Source organism: Pseudoalteromonas sp. L1 (genome assembly GCF_021728095.1).
Taxonomy (GTDB): Bacteria; Pseudomonadota; Gammaproteobacteria; order Enterobacterales; family Alteromonadaceae; genus Pseudoalteromonas.
Window position 1 is genome coordinate 74,090 of record NZ_JAKKCT010000007.1, and the last position, 22,627, is coordinate 96,716.

Below are 22,627 nucleotides of genomic sequence, written 5' to 3' on the forward strand. Positions count from 1 at the left end.
GTGTGCGCTTTGCTCTTTAAAATAACAATTCGCTGGGAGACAACAGTATGAACACATTCAAAGTTAGCTATTTAGCAAGCGTTTGCGCTGCAATATTAACTGTGAGCGGTTGCAGTGAGCTGCCAATAGACAGTAAACAAGCGGTTTCTGTAGAGCATGCTGAATATACCAGCGAACAACATTTATTTGCCCTAAACCAAGTCAGTTTAAGTGCCAGCCCGTTTTTACATGCGCAGCAAATTAATGTGCGTTATTTATTAGCACTTCATCCTGATCAGCTACTTGCTCCTTACCTGCGTGAAGCCGGTCTTGAACCAAAAGCGCCTAACTATGGTAACTGGGAAAGCACAGGCCTTGATGGCCATATTGGTGGTCACTATCTTTCAGCCCTGAGCCTTGCATGGGCAGCCACGGGTGACGAAGAATTAAAGCAGCGTTTAGATTACATGCTAAGCGAGCTGGATCGCGCTCAACAAGCCACAGGTGGTTACTTAGGCGGTATCCCAAATGGCGATGAAATGTGGCAGCAGATCGAAAAGGGTGAAATCAAAGCTGATTTATTCAGCTTAAACGACCGCTGGGTGCCGCTTTATAACATCGATAAAATCTTTCATGGCTTGCGCGATGCATACGACGTAGCCGGCAGTGATAAAGCAAAACAAATGTTATTTAAGTTAGGCGAATGGTTCTTAGCGACCACTGCTAAGCTAACTGATGAGCAAGTTCAACAAATGCTGTACTCAGAGCATGGTGGCTTAAATGATGTGTTTGCTGATATGTACTTTATTAGTGACGATGAGCGTTACTTAAAACTAGCTCGCCAGTTCTCTCATAACATCATTATTGAACCCTTATTACACAAAGAAGATAAGTTAACGGGCCTGCATGCCAATACGCAAATTCCAAAAATTATTGGTATGTTGAAAGTGGCTAATGCCAGCGATGATAAAGCATGGCAGCAAGGTGCTGACTTTTTCTGGAAAACAGTCAGCCAAGAGCGCTCAGTATCAATTGGCGGTAACTCTGTACGTGAACATTTTCACGATAAAAGTGACTTCACGCCAATGGTTGAAGATGTTGAAGGCCCAGAAACCTGCAACACTTACAACATGATGAAACTGAGTAAGTTACTGTTCTTAAAAACCGGTGATACGCGTTACTTAGACTATTATGAGCGCGCCACATATAACCATATTTTATCGTCACAACACCCAGAGCATGGTGGTCTTGTTTACTTTACCTCGATGCGTCCTGGTCATTACCGCATGTATTCATCAGTGCAAGATTCAATGTGGTGTTGCGTAGGCTCAGGTATTGAAAATCACAGCAAATATGGTGAGCTGATTTATAGCAATACCGGTAAAGAGTTATGGGTGAACTTATTTATTCCGAGCACGTTAAATTGGCAACAACAGGGTTTACAGATCACCCAAGACAGCCAATTCCCAGATGATAACAAGGTCTCACTGACCGTAAATCGTTTGTCTGAGGGGCAAAGTACTGAGTCGGTAATTCACATTCGTAAACCGTCTTGGCAACAAGGTGAGCTGAGCTTTACTCTAAATGGACAAGCTGTAAGCGCAACCGAAAAAGACGGTTATTACAGCATCAGCCATGCTTGGCAAAGCGGTGACAAACTTGCCTTTGAACTTAGCCCTAAGCTTTATACTGAGCAGCTACCTGATGGTCAGCATTATTATTCGGTGATGTACGGACCTGTTGTCATGGCTACCAAAGTACACGCTTTTGCAAATGAAAAGCTTAACTTTGTTGCCGATAATAGCCGTATGGGCCACATTGCCGCAGGGCCGACTTGTCCGCCAGAAGCTCTGCCAATTATGCTGAGTGAGCCAGAAAAGTTTATTGCCGATCTCACTCGTAAGCCAGGCCAAGAGCTCGCATTTATCGCCGATAAAAATGTGGCGATTGCTAAACAAGGTATCGATAACACCAAAAGCATAGAGTTAATTCCGTTCTTTCGCTTACACGATAGTCGTTATCAAGTGTATTGGCCGCAGCAAAGCGAAGCTGAGTTCACGCAATTTGTTGCCGATGCAAAAGCGGCTGAGCAAGCGAAAGAACAGCTTCGTTTATTAACCGTTGATCAAATTACGCCGGGTGAGCAACAACCTGAAGTTGAACACGATTTTAAAGGTGAAGGAACCCGCGCAGGTGTTAATAATGGCCACCATTGGCGTGATGCAACAGGTTGGTTTGAGTATCAGCTTAGTAACCCAGAACAAAAAGCGGTTGCTTTGCGTGTTCGCTATTTTATTGGCGATGTGAATCGTCACTTCTCTATTAATTTAAATGGTGAGCAATTAGCTGCAGTTAGTTTGCCTGTAGGTAGACCAACGGATGAGTTCTACACCATTGATTACCCATTAACAGAGGCAATGAAAAAGTCGACAACGCTGACCTTACGTTTTGCTGCCGACAAAGACTCTGTTGCCGGTGGTATCTATGGTATTCGTTTAATCAACGCACAATAAAGAGTTGGCTATGTTAAGCAACAATGCGTTTGCGACGGCTACAGAGCATGTTTTACCGTCGCTTTTAGATAACAGCGCCGAGCAACACAGTTTTTACCAAACACCCACAGGGCTTGGTTATCGAATAATTGAGCAAGGTCAGGGGGATAAACCTAGTTGGGATGCCACAGTGACTGTACATCAACGGGTTACCCTTAAAAATGGTCGGGTGTTGTTCGACACTCGCAAGCAAGGTGCTGCTGTAGAGTACGAAATTGCAGAGGCGATAGTGGGCTTGCAAGAAGCACTGCAATTAATGAATAAAGGCAGTCGCTTTGAAGTTTTAATCCCTGCGCATCTGGCACGCGATGTGTATAGCGTATTTATTGAAGAAAAGCATCAACAAGGCTGCCAAAGCCCCATGCTCGTTGATATTACTTTGATTGATTTTAGTTGATAACACCTACTCTCAACCTCAAACGAGGTCATTAAAGCAAATAAAAAACCTGCAATTTTGCAGGTTTTTTGTGTGTTGAATAATTACTTCTTAAGCTTGGTTTTAAGCTTATTTAGGTCGGCTGGGTTAACAACCGGCCAATTGTTTTTCCAACTCATAGGTAAAATACGTAGCTTTTGCACGCCGTTATCGGCTGTTTCGTAGGCGTGTAATACTAAATAGTCTTTACCATCAAAAGTGTACGCAGCATTATGACCAAGAGCAGCCCAGTCTTTATTACCTTCAATAACTAAACTGCCACCGCCATCAACCATAGAGCGACCTTGTTGATCTAAATATGGGCCTTCGATGTTTTTGCTTCGACCTACGCGTACGTTGTAAGTACTCTCTACGCCACGGCAGCATTTATCAAACGAAACAAATAGGTAGTAATAGCCGTTCTTTTTAAAGATATAAGGTGCTTCAATCGGGCCATGTTCCGTGTTTGGACGACTCGCAATGTGATGCCACTTTTCTGGTTTTGCTAAGCGCACCATGTCATCATCAAGTTTTACTAGTTTAAGGCCGCCCCAGAACGAACCAAAGCTCATCCATGGTGTGCCATTGTCATCTTCGATAATCGCAGGGTCGATAGCGTTCCAATCGTCACGATCTGGCACTGATTCAACCACTATGCCGTAGTCAATCCACTTGTAATCAGGTGATGATGGGTCAAGGGTTTCGTTAACCGTTACACCAATTGCTGAGGTGTTTTTGCCAAATGCAGAGACTGAGTAATAAAGGTAAAACTTACCATTTTTCTCATACACATCGGGTGCCCATAAGTGGCCATCAAAGCTTGGTGAAATACGCTTTGCCCAACTCGGCTCATCTTTAAAAACGCGGCCTGTGAGTTTCCAGTTGGTTAAATCTTTCGATTCATAATAGGTAATGCCTGGGCCTGTGCTAAATACATAGTACGTGTCGCCTTCTTTGGTCATCACCGGATCGTGTACTTCAACTTGCTTTGCAGATACGGCTGCGGCAGAAAAAAGTAGCCCTGTTGAAAGCCACTTCATTACTTGTGTCACGTTACTTACGGGTCTCATGCTTGAATACCTTTTGTTGTTTTAACTCTTGTGTTCATTCAGCTACTATATAATATGTAATACAATATTAACAATAAAATCGAGACGAAATACAGGACACATTATGCTCAAAAAATTATCTCGGCTAACGCTTCTTAGTGCGTTAAGCGCCTCACCATTGTTAGCCCTTGCTGATGCTAATAGTAGCAAGACTTTAGCGCCAATTGACAACCCCATAGTACTCAAACGTGCTGATCCTTGGTTAGTTCGTGATGATAAAAGTGGCTGTTACACGTTTATTGGTAGTTCGCCGAAATTTGATGAAATTGAGCTGCGCCAAGCTTGTCGTTTAAACGATTTAAAATTAGCTGAGCCAAAGGTTATTTGGCAAAAGCGTGATAAAGGCCCAATGAGTGTCAATATTTGGGCTCCAGAGCTACATCAGATTGATGGCAGTTGGTATATCTACTTTGCCGCAGGTGATATCGAAAAGCCATTCAGTATTCGCATGTATGCACTTAAAAACGACAGTGCTAACCCGATGCAAGGTGAGTGGCAAGAAATGGGGCAAGTCACCAGCCACCTTGATAGCTTTTCGCTTGATGCCACAAGTTTTACGCACAAGGGGAAGCGTTACATGATTTGGGCGCAGCAGAACCAGCCTGCAACTTATAACTCAGCTTTATGGTTAGCTGAAATGGACTCACCAACATCAATTAAAGAGCCCATTATCGCGATTACAGAGCCAACCCTTGATTGGGAAGTGCAAGGCTACAAGGTAAACGAAGGTGCTGCAGTCATCACCCATGGCGATAAAATATTTGTCACTTATTCAGCCAGTGCCACCGATCATCGGTATGCGATGGGTTTGCTATGGGCAGATGTGAATGCTGATTTACTTGACCCTGCTAGTTGGCATAAGAAAGCTGAGCCGGTGTTTACCACCCATGCTGAGCTAGGGCGTTTTGGCCCTGGGCACAACAGTTTTGTAAAAGCTGAAGATGGTGTAACTGATTTAATGATTTATCACAGTCGTGATTATAAAGAGCTGAAAGGCACACCGCTTACAGATCCAAATCGCCATGCGCGAGCACGCATTATTACGTGGGATAAAAACGGCTTTCCAGTGTTTTCACCAGAACTCGCTGATTAAAAAAAGGCGCCAATTGGCGCCCTACAACTTTGGGAACGAACGATTACCAGAAGCGGTAGTAAATAAAGGCAGTAATACCAATAATACCTGCGGTATGAATGTAATCCCACTTATCTAAGCCAGCAGCCACTTCTTTCATGGTTGCTTTATCTAGGCTTGAGAAAGTCAGACCTTTCAATTGTTCTTCGTCTGCTTGCTTGGTGAAAATACTCACCACAATCATAATCGCAACGACCACGACAAATAGCAGAATACAGTAATATAACCAGTTCATTGTGGTGATCCACGCAAATGATGAACCTGTTAAATCATCTTTAAATGGCAGTAACACTAAGCGGATCATACCAAGTACAAAACCCGACACTAAGCCCACAAAACCCGCTGTTGGAGTGATGCGTTTACTACATAAACCGAGTAAGAATACTGCTGCAATACCTGGTGCAATAAGCGACTGCACACTTTGCAGATATTCATACAGCACATCGGCAATTAAGCTCATGACGGGTATCCACAATAGGCCTAATATAACAATTACGATAGTGGCAATACGGCCTACTTTAAGAAGGTGCTTCTCAGATGATTCAGGTTTGAATTTCTTATAAAAATCAATGGTAAATAAGGTCGCTGATGAGTTAAATAATGATGCTAACGAGCTCATAAGCGCCGCGACTAAACCACCAATTACAATTCCTTTAACGCCGGCTGGTAATAGCTCAGCAACGAGAGTAGGGAAGGCTTGATCAGCACTTTCATAGCTAATAATACCCTTAACATTCAATGCGTATGCAATCATGCCTGGTACTAAGAAGATAAATACAGGAAGTAGCTTTAAGTAACCTGCGAACATGGTACCGCGACGGGCTTCTTTAATGCCTTTTGCAGATAAAACACGTTGTACGATGTATTGGTCTGTACACCAATACCAAAAACCAATAATGAATGAACCAAATACAATGCCTGGCCATGGGAATTCAGCATCTGAAGCACTACGTATAAGGTGCATATTAGCATCGTTGATACGCTCAACTTCTGCCCAGCCTCCAACTTTATCTAGACCAACCACTAATATGACTAAGGAGCCAATAATGAGCACTGGAGTTTGCAGCACTGAAGTCCACATAATGGCTTTCATACCACCAAGCACCGTATAAATACCGGTGATCACCACAAGGCCAATAGCTGAGATCCAGAAGAAGTCTATACCCCAAATGCTCTCGATACCTAAGATTGTTTTAAATGCAATACCGCCGGCATAAACCGTCACCGCTACCTTAGTTAATACATAACTAATCAATGAGATTACAGATAAGAAAGTACGTGATTTAGAGTTAAAGCGGCGCTCTAAGAATTCTGGCATGGTGTAGACTTTACTACTCCAATAGAAAGGCACGAAAATCCAACCGAGTAGTAGAATGATCCACGATTGCATCTCCCAGTGAGCCAGTGCCATACCCGATTGTGCACCTGAACCTGAAAGGCCCACTAAATGTTCCGAGCCAATGTTTGATGCGAAAATAGAGGCACCAATTACTAACCAACTTGCATTACGGCCCGCTAAAAAGTAATCAGCGGTGTCTTCTTCTTTTTGTCGCATAGACATCACGACAACGCCTAGTAACAGGACAAAAAATCCTGCCAGCACTGTCCAGTCTAAGGTACTCAGTTCGACCATTGTGTGTTCCACCTAATTATGAAAAGTGAATATTGTTTTATATTTGTCAAATAAAAATATTATATTATAAATAGGTTGAGTTAAAGAGATTTGTCAAAATAAGGTGACAGCCAGTACAGAAAATAGTGACTTAAAAGCTCGGTTTTTGTTCATTTATTCTGGGTGTTTTTATCTTTATTATTGATTATAAAGAATAATTTGCAGGATGACGGAAGCAGTATATAAATGTATCATATACCCAGATCTTTTGAGGAACACTTATGGCGCGTTTAGAGAATTTAAACCTATCACAACAAGTTACCAATGAGCTTGGTAAAGCAATCATTGTTGGTGATTACAATACTGAAACGGGGCTACCAACCGAAGCACAATTATGTGAAGTGTATGGTATTAGTCGCACAGCTGTTCGTGAAGCAGTGAAAATGCTCGCTGCAAAAGGACTGATTTCTTCTCGTCCACGACAAGGTATTCGTGTGGAGTCAGCGGAGAACTGGAACTTATACGACACAAGCGTATTGAAATGGTTGCTTGAGAGCAGCCCATCATTATATGTATTAAAAGAGTTTTTGCAGGTTCGCTTGGCGATTGAACCACAAGCAGCGGCACTTGCTGCAAGAAAAGGCGATCAAGCAGCCATCGCAGAAATTAAAATTGCACTCGATAAAATGCAAGCGGCAGCAGAAGAGCCTGAAGGCGTAATGCATGAGCCAGACCTTGCCTTCCACACGGCAATTTTACACGCCAGTGGTAACCGTTTTTTCTATCAATTACGTGACTTTATTCGCACCGCATTACATGTGAGTATTCAACATACTACACCCGCTAAAGGCAATAAGAAGGCTATCGCTGAAGAACACTTTAAAGTGTATAACGCAATTGCAAGCGGTGACCCTGAGCGTGCTAAAAACATGATGACGTACATGATTGATGAAGCAATGGCGTTTATTGAAAAAGAAATCGCTGATAAAGAAGCGGCTCAATAAGTATCGCTTCTTGACGTTGTAATTACTTTAAAACAAAAGGTTATCATGCCAAATTCAAACGAGCTAAAAACAGTTTACCCAAGCCTCGCTGGTAAGAGTGTGTTTATTACTGGTGGTGCATCGGGAATTGGTGAAGTAATGGTAACGCGGTTCTGTGAGCAGGGCGCGAAAGTCACCTTTGTTGATATTGCAACCGAGCAAAGTGATGCTTTATGCGCAAAATTAGCTGGTAAATATGAGTTTGATCCACAATTTATTCATTGTGACATACGTGATGTCGAAGCCTTAAAAGCGGCCATTGAGCAAACTCGCCAGCAACAGGGTGACATTGGTGTGTTAATTAATAACGCCGCCGATGACACCCGTCATGCCGCGGAAAATATGGATGTGAAATATTGGGAAGACAAGTTTGCCGTTAACTTACGCCCGTGCTTCTTTTCATCACAAGCAGTGGTTGAACACATGCAGCGTTTAGGTGGTGGTAGCATTATCAATATGGGGTCGGTAAGCTGGCGTATTAAGCAAACTGGCATGCCTGCCTACACAACAGCAAAAGCAGGGATTGAAGGTTTAACCCGTTCATTAGCTGCTTCTTATGGTAAAGATAATATTCGTGTAAATTCATTGGTGCCAGGTTGGGTGATGACAGAGCGTCAAATCACTCATTGGCTAACCCCAGAAATGATTGAAGATGTTCGTTTAAGTCAATGTATTAATGAAACAATTCAACCAGACCATGTTGTCAATGCCGCGTTGTTTTTAGCCGCTGATGACAGCTGCATGATGACAGCACAATCACTGATAGTAGATGCAGGTTGGACTTAATCTTTCAAAGCGATTGCAAAATAGCTAACTTGCGATAAAATTTTTTATGTAATTCAAATGGTACTATAATAATAAAATATGGGTTACAGAATCAGCAGAACTCATACTTAGGAAGGTGGTAAGAAAGTTTGACCGACTTTGTTCTTGTTTATTTAATTTTGATTATTGGCGCTTGCCTACAAAGTGTTATTGGCTTTGGGTTAGGTATGTTATGTGTGCCTGTCCTTTACTGGCTAATGCCAGAACTGGTACCAGGTCCTATGATTTTGAATGCGCTGTTTTTAACGTCGGTGTTAATGATAAAACACCGTGGTGCAATAGACATGAAACAAACGGGCATATCCATAATCGGTGGTGCAGTGGGGGTTATCTTCGCCGCTGTGGTGATGTGGTATGTCAATGCCAAGCAGTATCAACTCTTGCTCGGGGTGAGTATTTTGGTCGTGGTAGCTTTATCTGTTATAGGTATGAAACCGAAAATCTCCACAATCACTAGCTTGCTTGCGTCAATGTCATCGGGCTTTTTAGGGACCACGACTTCCGCTGGTGGCGCGCCGATGGGGTTACTTTATCAAGCTGAAGATAAAGACAAAATTAAAGCGAATCTGAGTGCCTTTTTCGTATTCATAAACCTGTTTGGCATTATTGTATTAATGCTTACAGGCTCTGCTGATATCAGCGATGTGAAGCTGTTTTTCTTATGTTTACCCGCAATTTTAACTGGTTGGGGTCTATCTTTTGTGATTAATAATAACCTCAATGAAAAGGCCATTCGCGGCATCATCTTGCTGGTGGCTGGTTTATCTGGTCTAGCACTTATTTTCATACACAGATAGAATGAGAATAGTTCAGCTTTTTGTGTAATGAAGCCAATGCTCGATGACACCATTAAAATAATCATTTCTAGCCAATGCCAATTAGGCGAAGGTGCCTATTTTGCAAAGGCGCATAACTGTTTATTTTGGGTCGATATTTTAGGGCAGCGTTTGTTTCGTTTAGACTGCCAATCGATGCGCGTTAGCCAGTTTGCCATGCCAGAACCTATTTGTTGGGTGATGGAAACCGAGCAAGCAGAGTTAGTTGCAGGCTTTGCCAAAGGCGTTTATACGCTAAATAGTAAAGACTTTAGCCGTGAACTCCTTTATGCAATTGACCACGAACCTTCACAAAACCGCTTAAACGATGGTAAAACGTCTCGCCAAGGTTTTGGCTTTTTTGGCTCAATGGACTCTCAAGAGCAAACCAATAGTGGCAAGCTATATCGTTTTGGCCATGGTCAAGCTCCGACAGCCGTTGATCATGGCTACACCATTAGTAATGGCCCTGCGGTAAGTAAAAATGGTCAGTTTCTATATTCTACAGACTCAGATAAACAAACAATCTACCGCTTTACTCTGAATGAGCATGGCGAGCTTGCTGATAAGCACGAGTTTATTCGCTTTACTGATAATATGGGTTTTCCTGATGGTATGACTGTTGATAGCGAAGATCATCTGTGGGTTGCTGCATGGAATGGTTATGGCGTGTATCGTTTTGCGCCAAGCGGTGAGCAAGTGCAGTTTATTCGCTTGCCCGCCCCACGTGTTACGAGTGTCGCATTTGTTGGTGAAGAGCTCACGCATCTCGCGGTGACAACAGCGGCGGTAGGGCTAGAAGACTCAGTACTCGCTGATTACCCGCACAGTGGCGGCGTGTTTATTCTTGAGCCGGGCGTTAAAGGTATTGCTGAAACGCCCTTGAAGCTATAGATTTTCCATCACTTGATAACGCAACTCGCCAAGAAATGCGCGTGCTGCCGGGCCCAGTTTATCACCGTCTTTAAAGAGCAAATGTAATTTAGCGCTGCGACTGCTGTTATGGGTTAAATTAAGAGCTTTCATTTGCCCAGTCGCAAGTTGTTTTTCTATCGCGACTTTTGGTAACCACGCAAAGCCCAGTCCATTACTGATCATATCAATCGACGTGCGCATATGAGTGACGGTCCAGCGCTGATCGGCACCTAACCAGCCACCATCTTGTTTGTGCTTATTCGCTGAATCGCGAACCACAATTTGGCGATGTGATTTTAAATCTTCGAGGGTGATTTCACGCTCTATCCCATGCAAAGGGTGATCTGGATGGGCGACGGCAATAAACTCGATATCACATAATTCTTCATGAAAGTTTGCCGCAATTGGAAAGCCGGTAATGGCAATATCAACCTGATCGTTTTCAAGCAGTTCATTGCCCCCCATTAGTACAGACTCATGCAACTCAATACGCAGTTGCGGGTATTGCGATGACGTGTCGTTAAGTACTTTATAAAGTAATTGTTGTGGGAAAATAGCATCAACGGCAATACGTAACTTACTTTCGATACCTTCACCCAAGGTTTGCCCAATGGCCTCAACCTTAGCGGCTTCATCGAGTAAGTAATTGGCACGGCGTAGCATCATTTCGCCGGCTTCAGTGAGCACGGTTTTGCGGCCTTGAATGCTGAATAATTTTACATTGAGTGCAGATTCAATTTTACCAACCGCATTATGAATACTCGATTGGCTTTTATGAATGCCTTGTGAGGCCTGGTTAAAGCCTCCAAATTCAACAACAGCACGAAACATGCGCCACTGTTCTAGCGTAATTCTTAGCATGATGTTCCTTTGCTTACTTAACTGCCTAATAGTACCTGTAAATGCTGAAAAAGTTTACTTTTTAGCAGTGGGCAACTCAATATACTCAAGCTCATCACCAGGAATGCTTGCAAAGCGCTGTGCTTGCCAATCTTGTTTTGCTTGCTCGATGCGCTCTTTGCTGTAAGCGACAAAATTCCAGTGTAAATACGGGACTTTATTGAATTTACTGCCACCAAGTAAAATAAAGCGGCTGTGCACCAGTGTCGTTATTTCGTGTTCGCTATCATCAAGTAGCACAAAGTCGCCTTGGGTATAGCGAGTATCACCCACACTAATTTCACCATAAATAACATACACGGCGGTTTCATGATGAGGATGCGGTTTAGTAATATGGCTACCTTGCTCGGCTACCGTATCTACATAAAACATCGGTGAGTAGCTTTTCACCGGGGAGCTTAAACCATAGGCATCACCTACAATGAGACGCATCAGCACGCCTTTTTCGATTTTCTCAGGCAGCTGCTGATTTTTGATATGCTCAAAGCGTGGTGCTATTTCGGTCATGCTCTCAGGTAAAGCAACCCAGCATTGCAGACCATTAATGTCGTGCTCGCTCGCCCGCACTTCAAGGCTTTCTCTTTCTGAGTGCACTATCCCGCGACCTGCGGTCATCCAGTTTACATCGCCGGGTGCTATTTGCAGGCTATTACCTAACGAATCGCGATGGTAAATGCTGCCAGTAAATAAATAAGTGAGCGTTGACAGGCCAATATGAGGGTGGGGCCTCACATTTATGCCTTCACCGCGAGGAAAGTGATTCGGCCCCATGTGATCAAAAAAGATAAATGGACCAACCATTTTTTTGTCAAAATGCGGCAAGATGCGTTTTACATCGAGCCCACCAATATCGTGGCTGGTTGCTGTTAATAACGTTGCCATATTCACGCCCCCTTAAAAACAAATTCAGCCAACAACCTAGGTTATTGGCTGGGATAAATATTATGCCTGACTACGTTTTAACACTAGTTGATCTAGACTGATTTTGCCTGCACCAATACTGGCTAATGCTAAAAAGCCGCCTGCCATTGCAATGTTTTTGTAGAACATTAAAAATTGCATTTGATCATCAAGTTGAAAGTGGAATAACAAAGCACTCACTAGGCTGAAACCAGCAAAAGCGACAGCGGTTAGTTGTGTTAAAAAGCCGAGTAAAATAAATAATCCGCCAACAATTTCAAAAGCAATCACAAACGGTAGTAAGAACTCTGGTAAGCCGACACTGCTCAGTACCCAAGCAAACTAAAGATACGAGAATTCAGCAAGAGATAAAACGTATTTAGACAAGGCATTGATTGCAGGTAATGGCATTCCCTTATCAAAATCAATAACGCAGAATAAATGCGTTTTAGCCTTGCCCTTCGGGCGCTTCTCAGGGGCTCCACTACTGTGTTGTGACAAATTGAAAGGTACCTACATTCCTTCATTGTCACGCCTTGTATTGAATCCCCTGAGATAGCGCTGAAGCATGTATCTTCAGATTGCTTGGGTACCCTGTGCTGTGGCATCAAAGAATTCTATTTTGCTAAAGCCGGTTAGTAAAAAGATCGCTGATAAACCAATACGTGCCAATAAAGTGCTAATATTTTGTAAGTGTGGTTGAGCTGAGATTAAAGTAAAAAGTTTCATAGTAGGTATCCTGTTTAGTTAAGCAGTGTGTCTGCGATGGAGTAACTATAGATTCACTTTAAAAGAATTAAAAATTGTAAAATTAGTATTTATCATTCTTGAAAAAAGAATTTAAAAGGAAGGTTGAATATGAAGTTGTTGTTATTAATAGGGTTTTGTTTTTCGGTGGTTACGAGTAGCTTGGTGTTTGCCGAACAAAATTTACCAAATAGTCGTCATTATGCGTTGTTAGCATCAGATATTGCGGTGCAGCAAAGCTGGCAAGTTAAAGACACAATTAAAGGTTATGAGATGCTGGAATATCAAATTAACCTTAATAAAGGCGCTATCTTAACGGTTGATTTTACACCTTCAAACTCTAGCAACTACTTTAATATTTTACCGAAAGGCAACCCAACCGCTTTGTTTGTTGGCCCAGCAAAAGGTGATCATGCTGAGCTTACAATTCCTGATAATGGCGATTATGTGATTCGGGTATTTTTGATGCGCAATGCCGCACGCCGTGATGAGCAAAGTGAATTTACTGCCGATATTAGCGTCGTAAAAAGTACATTAAAAGGCATGCACCCAAGCTGGGATGTCGATGGTGATGGGATTAATGATTGCGAGAAAGACGGTAGCTGCGATCACACGGTTGACTACAGTCTTCCTCGAAAGTCTAATTAGGCCTTTGTTAAGGCCTAATTAGCGTATTATTCAGGCGCTACTTCAAGCGTTGTGAATAATGAGTAACGAACGTTATCGATATCGGCTTCTACTGGTTTTTGATCAACAGAGGCTTCAATCAGATACATATCAGCGTGAGCGAAAGTCACCGTAAAGAAGCCTTTTTTATCGGTTGTTACTTTCACTTCGTCACGCTCATTACGGTAGCGAGCACTACCACGCACAATAGCAAGCTCAACGTCAGCAGCTGGTTTGCCATCCATTAATAATTGGAACTTAGCTTCTTCACCAGCAAATAGATCGTTCGGGTGAGTAGGGCCTGAAATTTCTAAGCCCTGACCAAGCAATGTTGGCTTAGAAGTACCATTACGGCTAACGAAAGTATCGACTGTTGCGATTGATTTTACAGTGCGCACGTCGGTTGCGCCTGCTGGTAGGTCTGCTTCTTTTTTACCTGCGAAAACACGGCCGCGATTGCCGTCTTTATCTTTATAGAAAGTCATTAGCATTGGCTTTTGCTGCATAGCAATATGGTAAGTACCGTCTTGCGTTAAACTTACTGCCGCAGAATTTTTGCGTTTTAAGTAGTATGCGCGAATCGTTTCTTCAACCGGTTTACCATCTGGAGCAAGAGCAATTAATAGGTTGTCGTCATACTCAGCGCCTTTTTCTTTCGGGCGGTATGCTTTATCTGGGCTAAATAACTCATTAGAAATACTGGCATCGATCATCACATAGTGAGTTTTCTCACCAGATAAAGAAGTGTGAGATGGCATTAACCAACGGGCATGTGCTTGTGCATAGCCAGATGCAATTGCTGTGAAGGTCACAGCGCCGATCAGCGCCGTCTTTAATAATTTTAATTTCATTGTTTGTCCTTAATGACTGGTAATGGTAACAAAGCTAGTCGCGAACTCTTTTTCGCCTTTAATAGTGACTTTGCCGTCTTTTGTTAAGTCGATTTCAACGCGGGTGTAATCTCGGCCACCTTCTTCACGTACAACTTCAACATTTAGTAGGTATCTACCAGGTTTAACTGGATTACCTTTTAAATCTTTACCTTGCCACTTAATGGTGTAAGTGCCAGGGCGTTTTGTTGCGCCTGTAACACCATCAAAGTTGTCGTTGCTACGACCGGCTTTTCGCCACCACTGACGTAAGTCTTTAAACCATTCAGCTTTTTCGACCCAAAGTGCAATGGTGGTAACGTGTTTACGTTCAGGTGTTTCTAGCCATAGCGCTACGTAAGGGCGGTGATATGGGGAAACATCCAGTTCAGGTAAGGTGAACTCAACGGTTAGGTTGGGATCTTTTGCAAAGCTCAGTGGACTGAATAAACAGCCAATTAGTAGAGCAACGAGTAAGTGGGCTTGTTTCATTAAGATACTCCTTTAAGTTGAGGCACCCAAACTAGATAAATGACCAAAGGCGTGGCAACACCAAGAAGCGTTAACCACAGGCCTGCGGCACGTTTTTTACGGTTTTGAAAGAGGATAAATAATCCGGTAATAGCAAACAGAATCATCAAAACAGCTGAAATATCAATGACCCAGCTCCATGCTTCGCCGGTATGGCGGCCTTTGTGTAAGTCACCAATCAGACTCATAAAGCCACCGGTTTGATAATCAATATTAAGTTCACCGGTTTGAAAATCGATTTCGGCATAGGCAAAGCCTGCCGGAAGCGGGTAGTCGAGCATTACTAAGGCATCTTCTTTTTCCCACTCAATGCTTTTTACATTGCTGAGTGAAAATTGCTGTTGCATGTATTGCTCTATTTCAGGATAAAGGCTTGGTAACGTGTCGAGGTTTGCTTGTGCTTTTTCGAATAACTCTGCAGAAACTAGAAGTTGGTTTTGCCCGTTTTGCTTGTCGTTTTCTAGCCAGTCAACATGGTTAAGGATAATACCGCTAATACAGAAAAGAATTAGCAAAAAAAACAATGCAGTTGAAAGGTATATATGCAAAGCACGGCTAACGCTATAAAACGTGCGCTTATTAATAGAAAACATAAAACAGGCAATTCGTTAAAGATACAAATATGATAATGATTTGCATTAATGATAACAAGTGAGTTTACGTTCTTTACATTTGTGTTTTAGAAGTGAATAGCGAGGTAAAACATGATGGCGACTTGTGTGCAAAGAAAGCAAGTAAGTAGCGTCAAGCGCACTTGTGAAGACATGTTTACTCGGATAAATGGAGGGTTATTTTTAGTTGACGGGCGGTTTATTAAATAACCCAATACGCCTACTTCAATCACGACAACTAAATACATAACCCAAACAGGCGCTGCGCTTTGTAATAAAAATATATAACCTAATGCCATACCAAAAGCGGCTAAAAACTTAGCACGGGTTGGTACAATTTTATGTTCTTGCCAATGTCTAAGTGACTCTCCGTATCGAGGGTGATTTAGGAGCCAAGCAGAGAGTTTGGGTGAAGAACGTGTAAAGCAAGCTAAGGCTAAAATAAAGAAAATTGTTGTTGGCATGACAGGCAAAGCAATACCTATGATACCAAGCGCTACCATTAATAGACCAACCGCTTGATAGCAGCTGTTTTTAGATGCAGCCAATAGTGTTTTAACATTCATTGATAGAATTTAGCCCAAAATATAATACGTAAGTGCTTATTTAACTCTAGCTTAGCTTATCCTTTCTTAACAAGCCGTTATTGATAATTAAGATAAAAGAGCCACCAATCAAAACACGTAATTAGTGTTTTGATTGGTGAGATTAGTTATGGATAGACGTGTGTTAGAAAGTTTTGGAATCGAGAAAATGCTTGGCGAGCCCCCTCAATAAGGGCCGTTTCTTGTGTTTGTGTTAATTCCATATTATCAATTGCTTGAATAAGGTTTCGCCAAGCGCTGCCACGTCCTGCTCCTGGGCCTGTTAAGTACCTACCTCCATGTTCGGCGTTATAATTTAATTTAGCTTGCACTTGTTTTCCGAGCATTGCAGCGCCTACTTTTGACCCCTCTACAACATAAAGCCAGCCAAGGGCAGTAGCGAAGTCAGTGTTGTTATTAATACAGGGCACTAAATAGATTTGAGGTAAAGGTGTCGATAAGTCAGCAAAATCTTGTTCTAACATCGCTAGTCTTTGACGAGATGATAAATCGTCGATGTATTTTTTTAGTTCAGGATGGGTGTAAAGAGCACTTACATCTTTTAAAAAGTAATACTGTAAGGTTAAGAATGCTAAATAGCTTTTTGTATTAGCAAAAGGATCTTGAGCCATAATGCTTTTATCTACATTGTCATGCACATCGGCTGTAGTAATTTTTAAATTATGCGCACGCGATACTTGAGAGGCGGTAATGGTCATGTTTTTTCCAAATAGTAAACGAAAAAAGCATTACATTGATAGGAGATGTCAATGTAATGCAGGAGATAAAAAATGTTTATAGCTTGATTTCTAAACCAAGAGTAATGGTCTTCCCAGGCTCTGGCATTGCCACAATTGAACCGGTTGATACCTTGTATTGATCAGTTAAGTTAGTCACAGAGGCGTAGCCTTTGAGGGTTTCATTAAATGTATAATCAAGATAAAAATCGAGCTGGTGTCCAGAAGGAATATACTCAAGCGCATCCACCCCCGTTGCTGACAAAAATCCACCCGGATGGCGCTTCTCTGTATGCTTTTTATAAATCAAGCCAATATCAAGGGCGTCATCAAGTAAGGTGACGCCCATATTGGCGATATAGCTTTTTTTAGGTGGGATACGCAGGGGTGTTAATCCACCCAAGAAACCTTCACTGTTACAGCGCTGTGCATCACCGATATCTGCTAATGCGTTTGAGCACATTTCAACATCTTGGTAATTGATCATTGATGCTGATGCATAGAAGTATTGGTTTTTATAATCCATTTTTAACTCAAAACCAGGCAGGGTGAATGAGTCATAGTTTGTAAACGCGTAGGTGCGTTGCCATGAATATGCGTTAGGATCGGTTTTCGGCATGTTAGCTGTGGCAAGCATATCTTTAATTTCTGTATGAAAAAGACTTAGATTTAAAGAAAAGCTGTCATTAGCGACTAATACCTCGTTAAAAGAACTTTCGAGGTTAATTTCGTATGAGTTTGTTTGCTCTGGACCAATAGGGTAGTCAGGTGAGTAAGAAAAAACTTCATTCGATACTGTGCCCTCGTACAAGCTCGGCATTCTATATGCCTTACTGTACTTTGCCGACACAACTGTATTGCTGCTTAGCAAGTATGAAGCTTGAAAGGTTAAGTCTAGTTTTGCATCAAAGTCATGCGTGAGTGTGGCCTGATGGTCGTCAATCTTAGCGTCATGCAGATTCAAATTTAGCAGTAGCTCTAGATCATTGAAATCTAACTGTGTATTAGCAAAAATACTGTTTGAGCTACGTTTTCCATCTCTTGATGTGGGGTACTTAGTATGAAAGTTTTCCTCATAGCCCTCTTTTGGTTTTAACTCTTCAGATTGCCATGCGTAACCTGTAGTCAACGTTGTAGGGATTTGATCTGCAATTTTAAAACTTGATACATTAAGCACACTAAAACCTGCGCGCTCATTTGAGTATTGATGTGTGTATTGCAGTGCATTTGAGCCTAAATTTGAAGCCAATGCATTATATTGATCCAGCTTTGCATGGGTTTTCCAAACATTTACCTTTAAATCAATAACAGGGTTAGCGGTCGGTAAGTAATGGTAAACTGCGCTTACACTATTTACATGTGCTGTGCCAAGTTGCCACTGTGGCATGGCTTCTTCACCAGCTTGAATTTCTACCCATGTACCATCAGGTAAACGTTTGTAATCACCTTCTTTATACTTATGCCAATAAGTAGCAAGCATTTCACCCGCTGCTTGTTGGTGGTGACGTGTATTAACTTCTAATGTGTGCTCATCAGAAAAGTCATAACTAAACTTAGCTAAATATGACTCGCTTTCAAAGCTTGTATTTACAACTTCTGCCCCAGGACTAACAGGCGGGTGGATTTCATACGTACCTCGCCAACCCTCAACAGTTTCAACAAAGTCTTTGTAACCATGGCTACCAGCAAAGTAATTGCCCACTTTTTTGTCACTAAAAGCTAATACAGCACTAAAGTCATCGCTTTTATAGGCAGTAGCAAAAACCATTGCGCCGTTTTCAAAGTCTGTGGTGTTATGGCCTTGTGATACTTGGTAATACTCTTGTTCTACAGGGTCATCACTCACACTTGGCATTGAGTTATTGTTGTAAGTTTTTAACTTTATCAATGCACCTAAACTTTGCCCCTCTTTTAAAATATCTGCAGGGTTTAGTGTACTCATGGTGACTGTACCACCAATAGCACCAGCACTAAATGGAGAAGCTTTAGCCGCAGGACCTTTTTCTACATTCACAGTACTGATCAAATCAGAATCTATATAAGTGCGGTCAGAAGTACCCATATAACCGCGGTTGGTATGGGTCGATTGCAAGCTACCATCAATAAAAATGGGGACTCGACCTTCACCTTGAACCCCGCGTATACCTATATCTAAAGCGCCAGCCTCATTTCGAATATTATTAGCTTCAATGCCTGAAAATGTAGAAAAAATATCTGAGTTAGATAGTCCACTTGTTCTGTCCATATCTGCACGGGTGAGGTGTAACTGTGTGCCCTTAACAACGATAACTTCAATATCTTCTTTACCTTTAGTTGGACTCGGTGTTGATACAGAATTATCGGCAGAAAGTGGGAGGGAGTGCTTAGTAGTTTGTGAGGGTTTAATAATAATATTGTTATCGATAACCTCAGCACTCATCGTGGTGTTTTTTAGAGCATGATCTAACGCATCGTATATCGATATTTGACCGTGTATGGCCGGTGCTGCAAGCCCTTTTAAATGTTTAGCGTCAGCAATTAAGTTCATGTTTGCTTGCTGCGCAAGCTGGTTTAATGAGTTACTTAGTGGCTGCTCTGCAATATTAAATGTATAAACAGTGGATTGTTGGGCGGCAATCGGGGCGCTTAAGGTTAATCCTAGTGCTAGCGCTAAAGGAGATAACCTCATTGCAAAAGGGCGAGACTTATTCATTTTTATATTTCCAAGCATTAAGTGAAACTAAGTTGAAAACGAATGAGAATGAGAATTCCTCAGCAAAAATATTAAAAAATTAAACTTTTTCTATAACTATCTGATCTAAAGAGCTTTTGATTTTTACTGGAAGTACATGAGGCAACAAGGCTAAGAACTTTTCAAACTCATGAGCTAAAAATGTACCAGAGACAAGAAGTTGACTTGCTTTATCATCGGTAATTTTGACATTGATTGCATGATAGCGGTTAAATTCGGCTAACACTTCATCAAGCGGGGTGTTGTTAAAAATGAGGCGTCCATGTTGCCAAGCATCCACACGATTTAAATCAATGTTTTCAACGGTGATGCCGTCTTTATTTATTTGGGCTTGCTGTCCTTGAATCAGTTCTACAGCATGGGTGTTTGTTTGAACTTTTACCCGACCATGCTCAACACTAACATGTGTACTCGATGTTTTTTTATCGACAGTAAATTTAGTACCGAGTACAGTGATTTTAGTTGTGCCAGTGTTAATAATAAAAGGGCGTTTAGCGTCTTTAGAAACATCAAATAATGCACGCCCTTTGACTAAGGTATTTAAGCGCCTATCGTCATTAAAATTAATGCTTAACTTTGTTTTGGCGTCTAAGCTCAGTTGCGATCCATCAGGCAGGGTAACGTCAAATTGCTCGCCTATCTGAGAATTGTATTGCGCACTGTAATCGTTAGATTGTGGCCATAATGTATAACTAATGAGGCTTAGCATACATAGTGCGAAGCATGCCGCAGTTGCAATCCAGATGCGCGAATGTGTAAAACTAACACTATTTGAATTCGATAGTGCATCAATCTGATGATCAGAAAACTGATTTAATAGGCCATCTATTTGTTTGCTTTGTTCAAAACACGTTAAGTGTTCTGGATTTGCCGTAAGCCACTTCTGAAACTGTTGCTCTTGTACTGCGGTGAAGCCCTTTTTTTGCTGTTCAAGCCACTGATTCGCTTGCTCTTGCAAACGTATTTGTTGACGGTCCATTTGACTTAATCCTATTTTCTATTCATTGCTTTACGGCATAACATCATGGCTGTGGCTAGGTGTTTTTCTACCATGCTAACAGAGATGTTCATTTGTACTGCAATTTGTGGCTGGCTCAAATTTTTAAACTTATATAACACAAATGCTTGTTTCGTTTTTTGTGGCAGTTGCTCTATCGACTTATACAGCAAGTCGAGTTGTTGTTGTGCTGCTAATTTTTTTTCTGGCTCGTAGTCAACGGGGGCGATTAACTCTTGTTCTTCATCGTTTGAGATCTTTTGATTTTTTCGATAATGATCGATGACGATATTTTTCGCGGTTGTAAAAAATAAAGCGCGGTGTTGGGTTGAATTATGATCTGGGTTTTTAGTCGTATGATTCAATAACCGCAAATAGGCTTCTTGAACTATATTTTGCGCTTTTTCTCTGCAGCCAATAGAGCGAGAAATATAATTTAAAACTTCAGCGTAATAGCGTTCCAAGATACACACTTTTAGATAGTTAAAAAAGGATGCGCATAATAGTTACCAAAATGGGTAATAGCAATGATTTTTATTTTCATTTTTTACTGGTTTGAGGTGTGACAAAAAAGCCCAGTTAAAAACTGGGCTTTAATATTTCATTTACTATCAGTGGTTACTAGAAGTAATAACCTATGTTGATATTGAAGCGAGTTTCTGTTTCGTCGCTGTCACCAGCAACTGAGCCGCCTACAAATGGCTGATTTTTCGCTTGAACAAAATCAAAGTAGGTGAATAAGCCACCTGCTGCAACAGACACCCCAGTTACATTCATCCAAGTATCGGCGCTATTGTCTGACTTGTCATAAATAATGCCGTAGTCATTGTAAAACTGTAGGTCTGTAACAGGACCCCACTCGACAGGGAGGCTGTAGGCAATATTGGCATTAGTCATGGTTGCTTCAGCTGCGATGCTATCGTAAAAAGCATAAGCTCCGACAGCCATACGATTTACATTATCAATATCGTAATTATATTCGCCATGTTGCAGTTGGAAGTTCCATGGGCCAATAGTGCTATTTAAATGGACTGCCCAAGCATAGTAGTCACCAGCACGGTCTTCACCATCGTGTAGGCCACCTGATAGGGCAGATACACCTAGCTCTGTTTTGCCACCTTCATGCTCAAAGTGATAGCCGTAGCGACCAGAGAAAGTGTTGTATTCACCAATAGCATTGCCTGGCTCTGCATAAATGCCTTCGTCTGCTGAACGGAAACCAACTACATCGTATGAGTAGCGATCGCTGCGATCATCAACATAACCGTCGACACCACCTAGTTCATCATTTTTGAAAAAGCCAAGGTCAATCTGCCAGTTATCGGCAATTTTTCGTTTGAATAGCACACCTAAATCGTGATCATCTTCCAAACCTACATAATAGGTTGTTCCAAAGAAGTAGTTGTGTGAATTATATGGCCAGTTACCAAAAGGAACTTTGGTTATACCTGCCTGCACTTGCCAGTCTTCGGCAAAGTCGTAGGCTGCATAGGCATATTTAACTGCTGTCATATAGTCAAAGAAACGAATTTCAGCATTTAGTTGCACATCACCGACATCCCCTGAAAAATTCAGTCTAAAGATATCGAAGTCGAAGTCACCGCCACGATTTTTGTTACCGTCATCATACGAGGTATAGCTGTAGTTTGTTCGCACAGCTCCACCAACATGAATACCAGATTCTTTTTTGTCTGATACAGTTTCAACAGCAGCAGTTTGCTCCTCAAGTTGCTTTTGTTGCCTTGCAACCTGTGCATCAATCTGCGCTTGTTTATCAGCTTGTTGCTGCGATTTTTCCTCGGCAGCATCAAGCTTGGTCTGGAGTTGCTGCATTTGCTCTTTAAGTAATTGCAGCTGTTTTTGAAGGTCATCTATTTCAGATGCCTGACTAAGACTAGAAGTCGTGCCCAAGGCGATTGCGAGGGCTAACTTTGAAAGTTTAAGCATGATTTTCGCT

The 22,627-nt window shown here is 41.8% G+C and carries 22 protein-coding genes and 1 pseudogene; 8 read left to right on the forward strand and 15 right to left on the reverse strand.

What is annotated here, in order from left to right:
• Window positions 1–47: 47 nt before the first annotated feature.
• Together L3V38_RS17895 and L3V38_RS17900 are read left to right on the forward strand one after the other, a co-directional pair.
• Window positions 48–2,492 carry a glycoside hydrolase family 127 protein gene (locus L3V38_RS17895; RefSeq protein WP_237120219.1) on the forward strand — a complete coding sequence of 815 codons (2,445 nt, stop codon included), beginning with the start codon at window positions 48–50 and terminating at the stop codon, window positions 2,490–2,492.
• A gap of 10 nt (window positions 2,493–2,502) precedes the next feature.
• Window positions 2,503–2,928: an FKBP-type peptidyl-prolyl cis-trans isomerase gene (locus L3V38_RS17900; RefSeq protein ID WP_237120220.1), complete on the forward strand. Its 426-nt coding sequence runs from the start codon at window positions 2,503–2,505 to the stop codon at window positions 2,926–2,928.
• Window positions 2,929–3,011: 83 nt separating this feature from the next.
• Here the strand turns inward: L3V38_RS17900 and L3V38_RS17905 are convergent, their stop codons facing one another.
• Window positions 3,012–4,016, reverse strand: a complete 1,005-nt coding sequence (locus tag L3V38_RS17905) for an arabinan endo-1,5-alpha-L-arabinosidase (RefSeq protein ID WP_237120221.1) — start codon at window positions 4,014–4,016, stop codon at window positions 3,012–3,014.
• Window positions 4,017–4,119: 103 nt separating this feature from the next.
• On the opposite strand from L3V38_RS17905, the gene L3V38_RS17910 reads away from it, so the two are divergent.
• Window positions 4,120–5,148, forward strand: a complete 1,029-nt coding sequence (locus tag L3V38_RS17910) for a family 43 glycosylhydrolase (protein ID WP_237120222.1) — start codon at window positions 4,120–4,122, stop codon at window positions 5,146–5,148.
• Between the two features lie 43 nt (window positions 5,149–5,191).
• Here L3V38_RS17910 and L3V38_RS17915 read toward each other — a convergent pair whose 3' ends face one another.
• Window positions 5,192–6,820 carry a sodium:solute symporter gene (locus tag L3V38_RS17915; RefSeq protein WP_237120223.1) on the reverse strand — a complete coding sequence of 543 codons (1,629 nt, stop codon included), beginning with the start codon at window positions 6,818–6,820 and terminating at the stop codon, window positions 5,192–5,194.
• Window positions 6,821–7,080: 260 nt separating this feature from the next.
• Here L3V38_RS17915 and L3V38_RS17920 point away from each other — a divergent pair, with 260 nt between their 5' ends.
• The 4 genes from L3V38_RS17920 to L3V38_RS17935 all read left to right on the forward strand — a co-directional run bounded on the left by L3V38_RS17920 (window position 7,081) and on the right by L3V38_RS17935 (window position 10,376).
• Window positions 7,081–7,803 carry a FadR/GntR family transcriptional regulator gene (locus tag L3V38_RS17920; RefSeq protein ID WP_130150906.1) on the forward strand — a complete coding sequence of 241 codons (723 nt, stop codon included), beginning with the start codon at window positions 7,081–7,083 and terminating at the stop codon, window positions 7,801–7,803.
• A 45-nt stretch (window positions 7,804–7,848) separates the two neighbouring features.
• The gene (locus L3V38_RS17925) at window positions 7,849–8,628 is read left to right on the forward strand and encodes an SDR family oxidoreductase (protein WP_105173867.1); all 780 of its coding nucleotides are present in this window, start codon (window positions 7,849–7,851) and stop codon (window positions 8,626–8,628) included.
• A gap of 128 nt (window positions 8,629–8,756) precedes the next feature.
• Entirely contained in the window at window positions 8,757–9,464 is a 708-nt protein-coding gene (locus L3V38_RS17930) for a sulfite exporter TauE/SafE family protein (RefSeq protein WP_130150908.1), read from the forward strand.
• Window positions 9,465–9,491: 27 nt separating this feature from the next.
• Entirely contained in the window at window positions 9,492–10,376 is an 885-nt protein-coding gene (locus L3V38_RS17935; protein ID WP_237120224.1) for an SMP-30/gluconolactonase/LRE family protein, read from the forward strand.
• On the opposite strand, the gene L3V38_RS17940 is transcribed toward L3V38_RS17935, so the two are convergent.
• The 4 genes from L3V38_RS17940 to L3V38_RS17955 all read right to left on the reverse strand — a co-directional run bounded on the left by L3V38_RS17940 (window position 10,371) and on the right by L3V38_RS17955 (window position 12,926).
• Window positions 10,371–11,258, reverse strand: coding sequence for a LysR family transcriptional regulator (locus L3V38_RS17940; RefSeq protein WP_130150909.1), 888 nt, complete (start codon window positions 11,256–11,258; stop codon window positions 10,371–10,373). The two genes, L3V38_RS17935 and L3V38_RS17940, sit on opposite strands and share 6 nt — an antisense overlap.
• Window positions 11,259–11,312: 54 nt before the next feature.
• On the reverse strand, window positions 11,313–12,179 hold the full coding sequence (locus L3V38_RS17945; protein WP_237120225.1) for a pirin family protein: 867 nt from the start codon (window positions 12,177–12,179) through the stop codon (window positions 11,313–11,315).
• 60 nt (window positions 12,180–12,239) lie between these two features.
• Window positions 12,240–12,527, reverse strand: coding sequence for a DoxX family protein (locus tag L3V38_RS17950; RefSeq protein ID WP_267136428.1), 288 nt, complete (start codon window positions 12,525–12,527; stop codon window positions 12,240–12,242).
• A gap of 246 nt (window positions 12,528–12,773) precedes the next feature.
• Window positions 12,774–12,926, reverse strand: a complete 153-nt coding sequence (locus L3V38_RS17955) for a hypothetical protein (protein ID WP_237120227.1) — start codon at window positions 12,924–12,926, stop codon at window positions 12,774–12,776.
• 129 nt (window positions 12,927–13,055) lie between these two features.
• Here L3V38_RS17955 and L3V38_RS17960 point away from each other — a divergent pair, with 129 nt between their 5' ends.
• Window positions 13,056–13,592 (forward strand): hypothetical protein, encoded by a 537-nt coding sequence (locus L3V38_RS17960; protein ID WP_130150912.1) that lies wholly within the window; start codon window positions 13,056–13,058, stop codon window positions 13,590–13,592.
• Between the two features lie 26 nt (window positions 13,593–13,618).
• Here the strand turns inward: L3V38_RS17960 and L3V38_RS17965 are convergent, their stop codons facing one another.
• The 9 genes and pseudogenes from L3V38_RS17965 to L3V38_RS18005 form a co-directional block, all read right to left on the reverse strand.
• Window positions 13,619–14,461 carry a DUF4198 domain-containing protein gene (locus L3V38_RS17965; protein WP_237120228.1) on the reverse strand — a complete coding sequence of 281 codons (843 nt, stop codon included), beginning with the start codon at window positions 14,459–14,461 and terminating at the stop codon, window positions 13,619–13,621.
• Window positions 14,462–14,470: 9 nt separating this feature from the next.
• Window positions 14,471–14,971: a DUF2271 domain-containing protein gene (locus L3V38_RS17970; protein WP_237120229.1), complete on the reverse strand. Its 501-nt coding sequence runs from the start codon at window positions 14,969–14,971 to the stop codon at window positions 14,471–14,473.
• Window positions 14,971–15,603 carry a PepSY-associated TM helix domain-containing protein gene (locus L3V38_RS17975; RefSeq protein WP_237120230.1) on the reverse strand — a complete coding sequence of 211 codons (633 nt, stop codon included), beginning with the start codon at window positions 15,601–15,603 and terminating at the stop codon, window positions 14,971–14,973. The genes L3V38_RS17970 and L3V38_RS17975 overlap by 1 nt, the downstream gene beginning before the upstream one ends.
• Before the next feature lie 188 nt (window positions 15,604–15,791).
• A pseudogene (locus L3V38_RS17980) lies at window positions 15,792–16,187 on the reverse strand (YbaN family protein); the annotation flags it as partial.
• A gap of 146 nt (window positions 16,188–16,333) precedes the next feature.
• Entirely contained in the window at window positions 16,334–16,924 is a 591-nt protein-coding gene (locus L3V38_RS17985; RefSeq protein WP_237120231.1) for a biliverdin-producing heme oxygenase, read from the reverse strand.
• Window positions 16,925–17,000: 76 nt separating this feature from the next.
• Window positions 17,001–19,634 carry a TonB-dependent receptor gene (locus L3V38_RS17990; RefSeq protein ID WP_237120232.1) on the reverse strand — a complete coding sequence of 878 codons (2,634 nt, stop codon included), beginning with the start codon at window positions 19,632–19,634 and terminating at the stop codon, window positions 17,001–17,003.
• A gap of 79 nt (window positions 19,635–19,713) precedes the next feature.
• On the reverse strand, window positions 19,714–20,652 hold the full coding sequence (locus tag L3V38_RS17995; protein ID WP_237120233.1) for a FecR domain-containing protein: 939 nt from the start codon (window positions 20,650–20,652) through the stop codon (window positions 19,714–19,716).
• 11 nt (window positions 20,653–20,663) lie between these two features.
• Entirely contained in the window at window positions 20,664–21,134 is a 471-nt protein-coding gene (locus L3V38_RS18000; RefSeq protein WP_237120234.1) for a sigma-70 family RNA polymerase sigma factor, read from the reverse strand.
• Between the two features lie 157 nt (window positions 21,135–21,291).
• Entirely contained in the window at window positions 21,292–22,617 is a 1,326-nt protein-coding gene (locus tag L3V38_RS18005) for a porin (protein WP_237120235.1), read from the reverse strand.
• Between the last annotated feature and the right edge of the window lie 10 nt (window positions 22,618–22,627).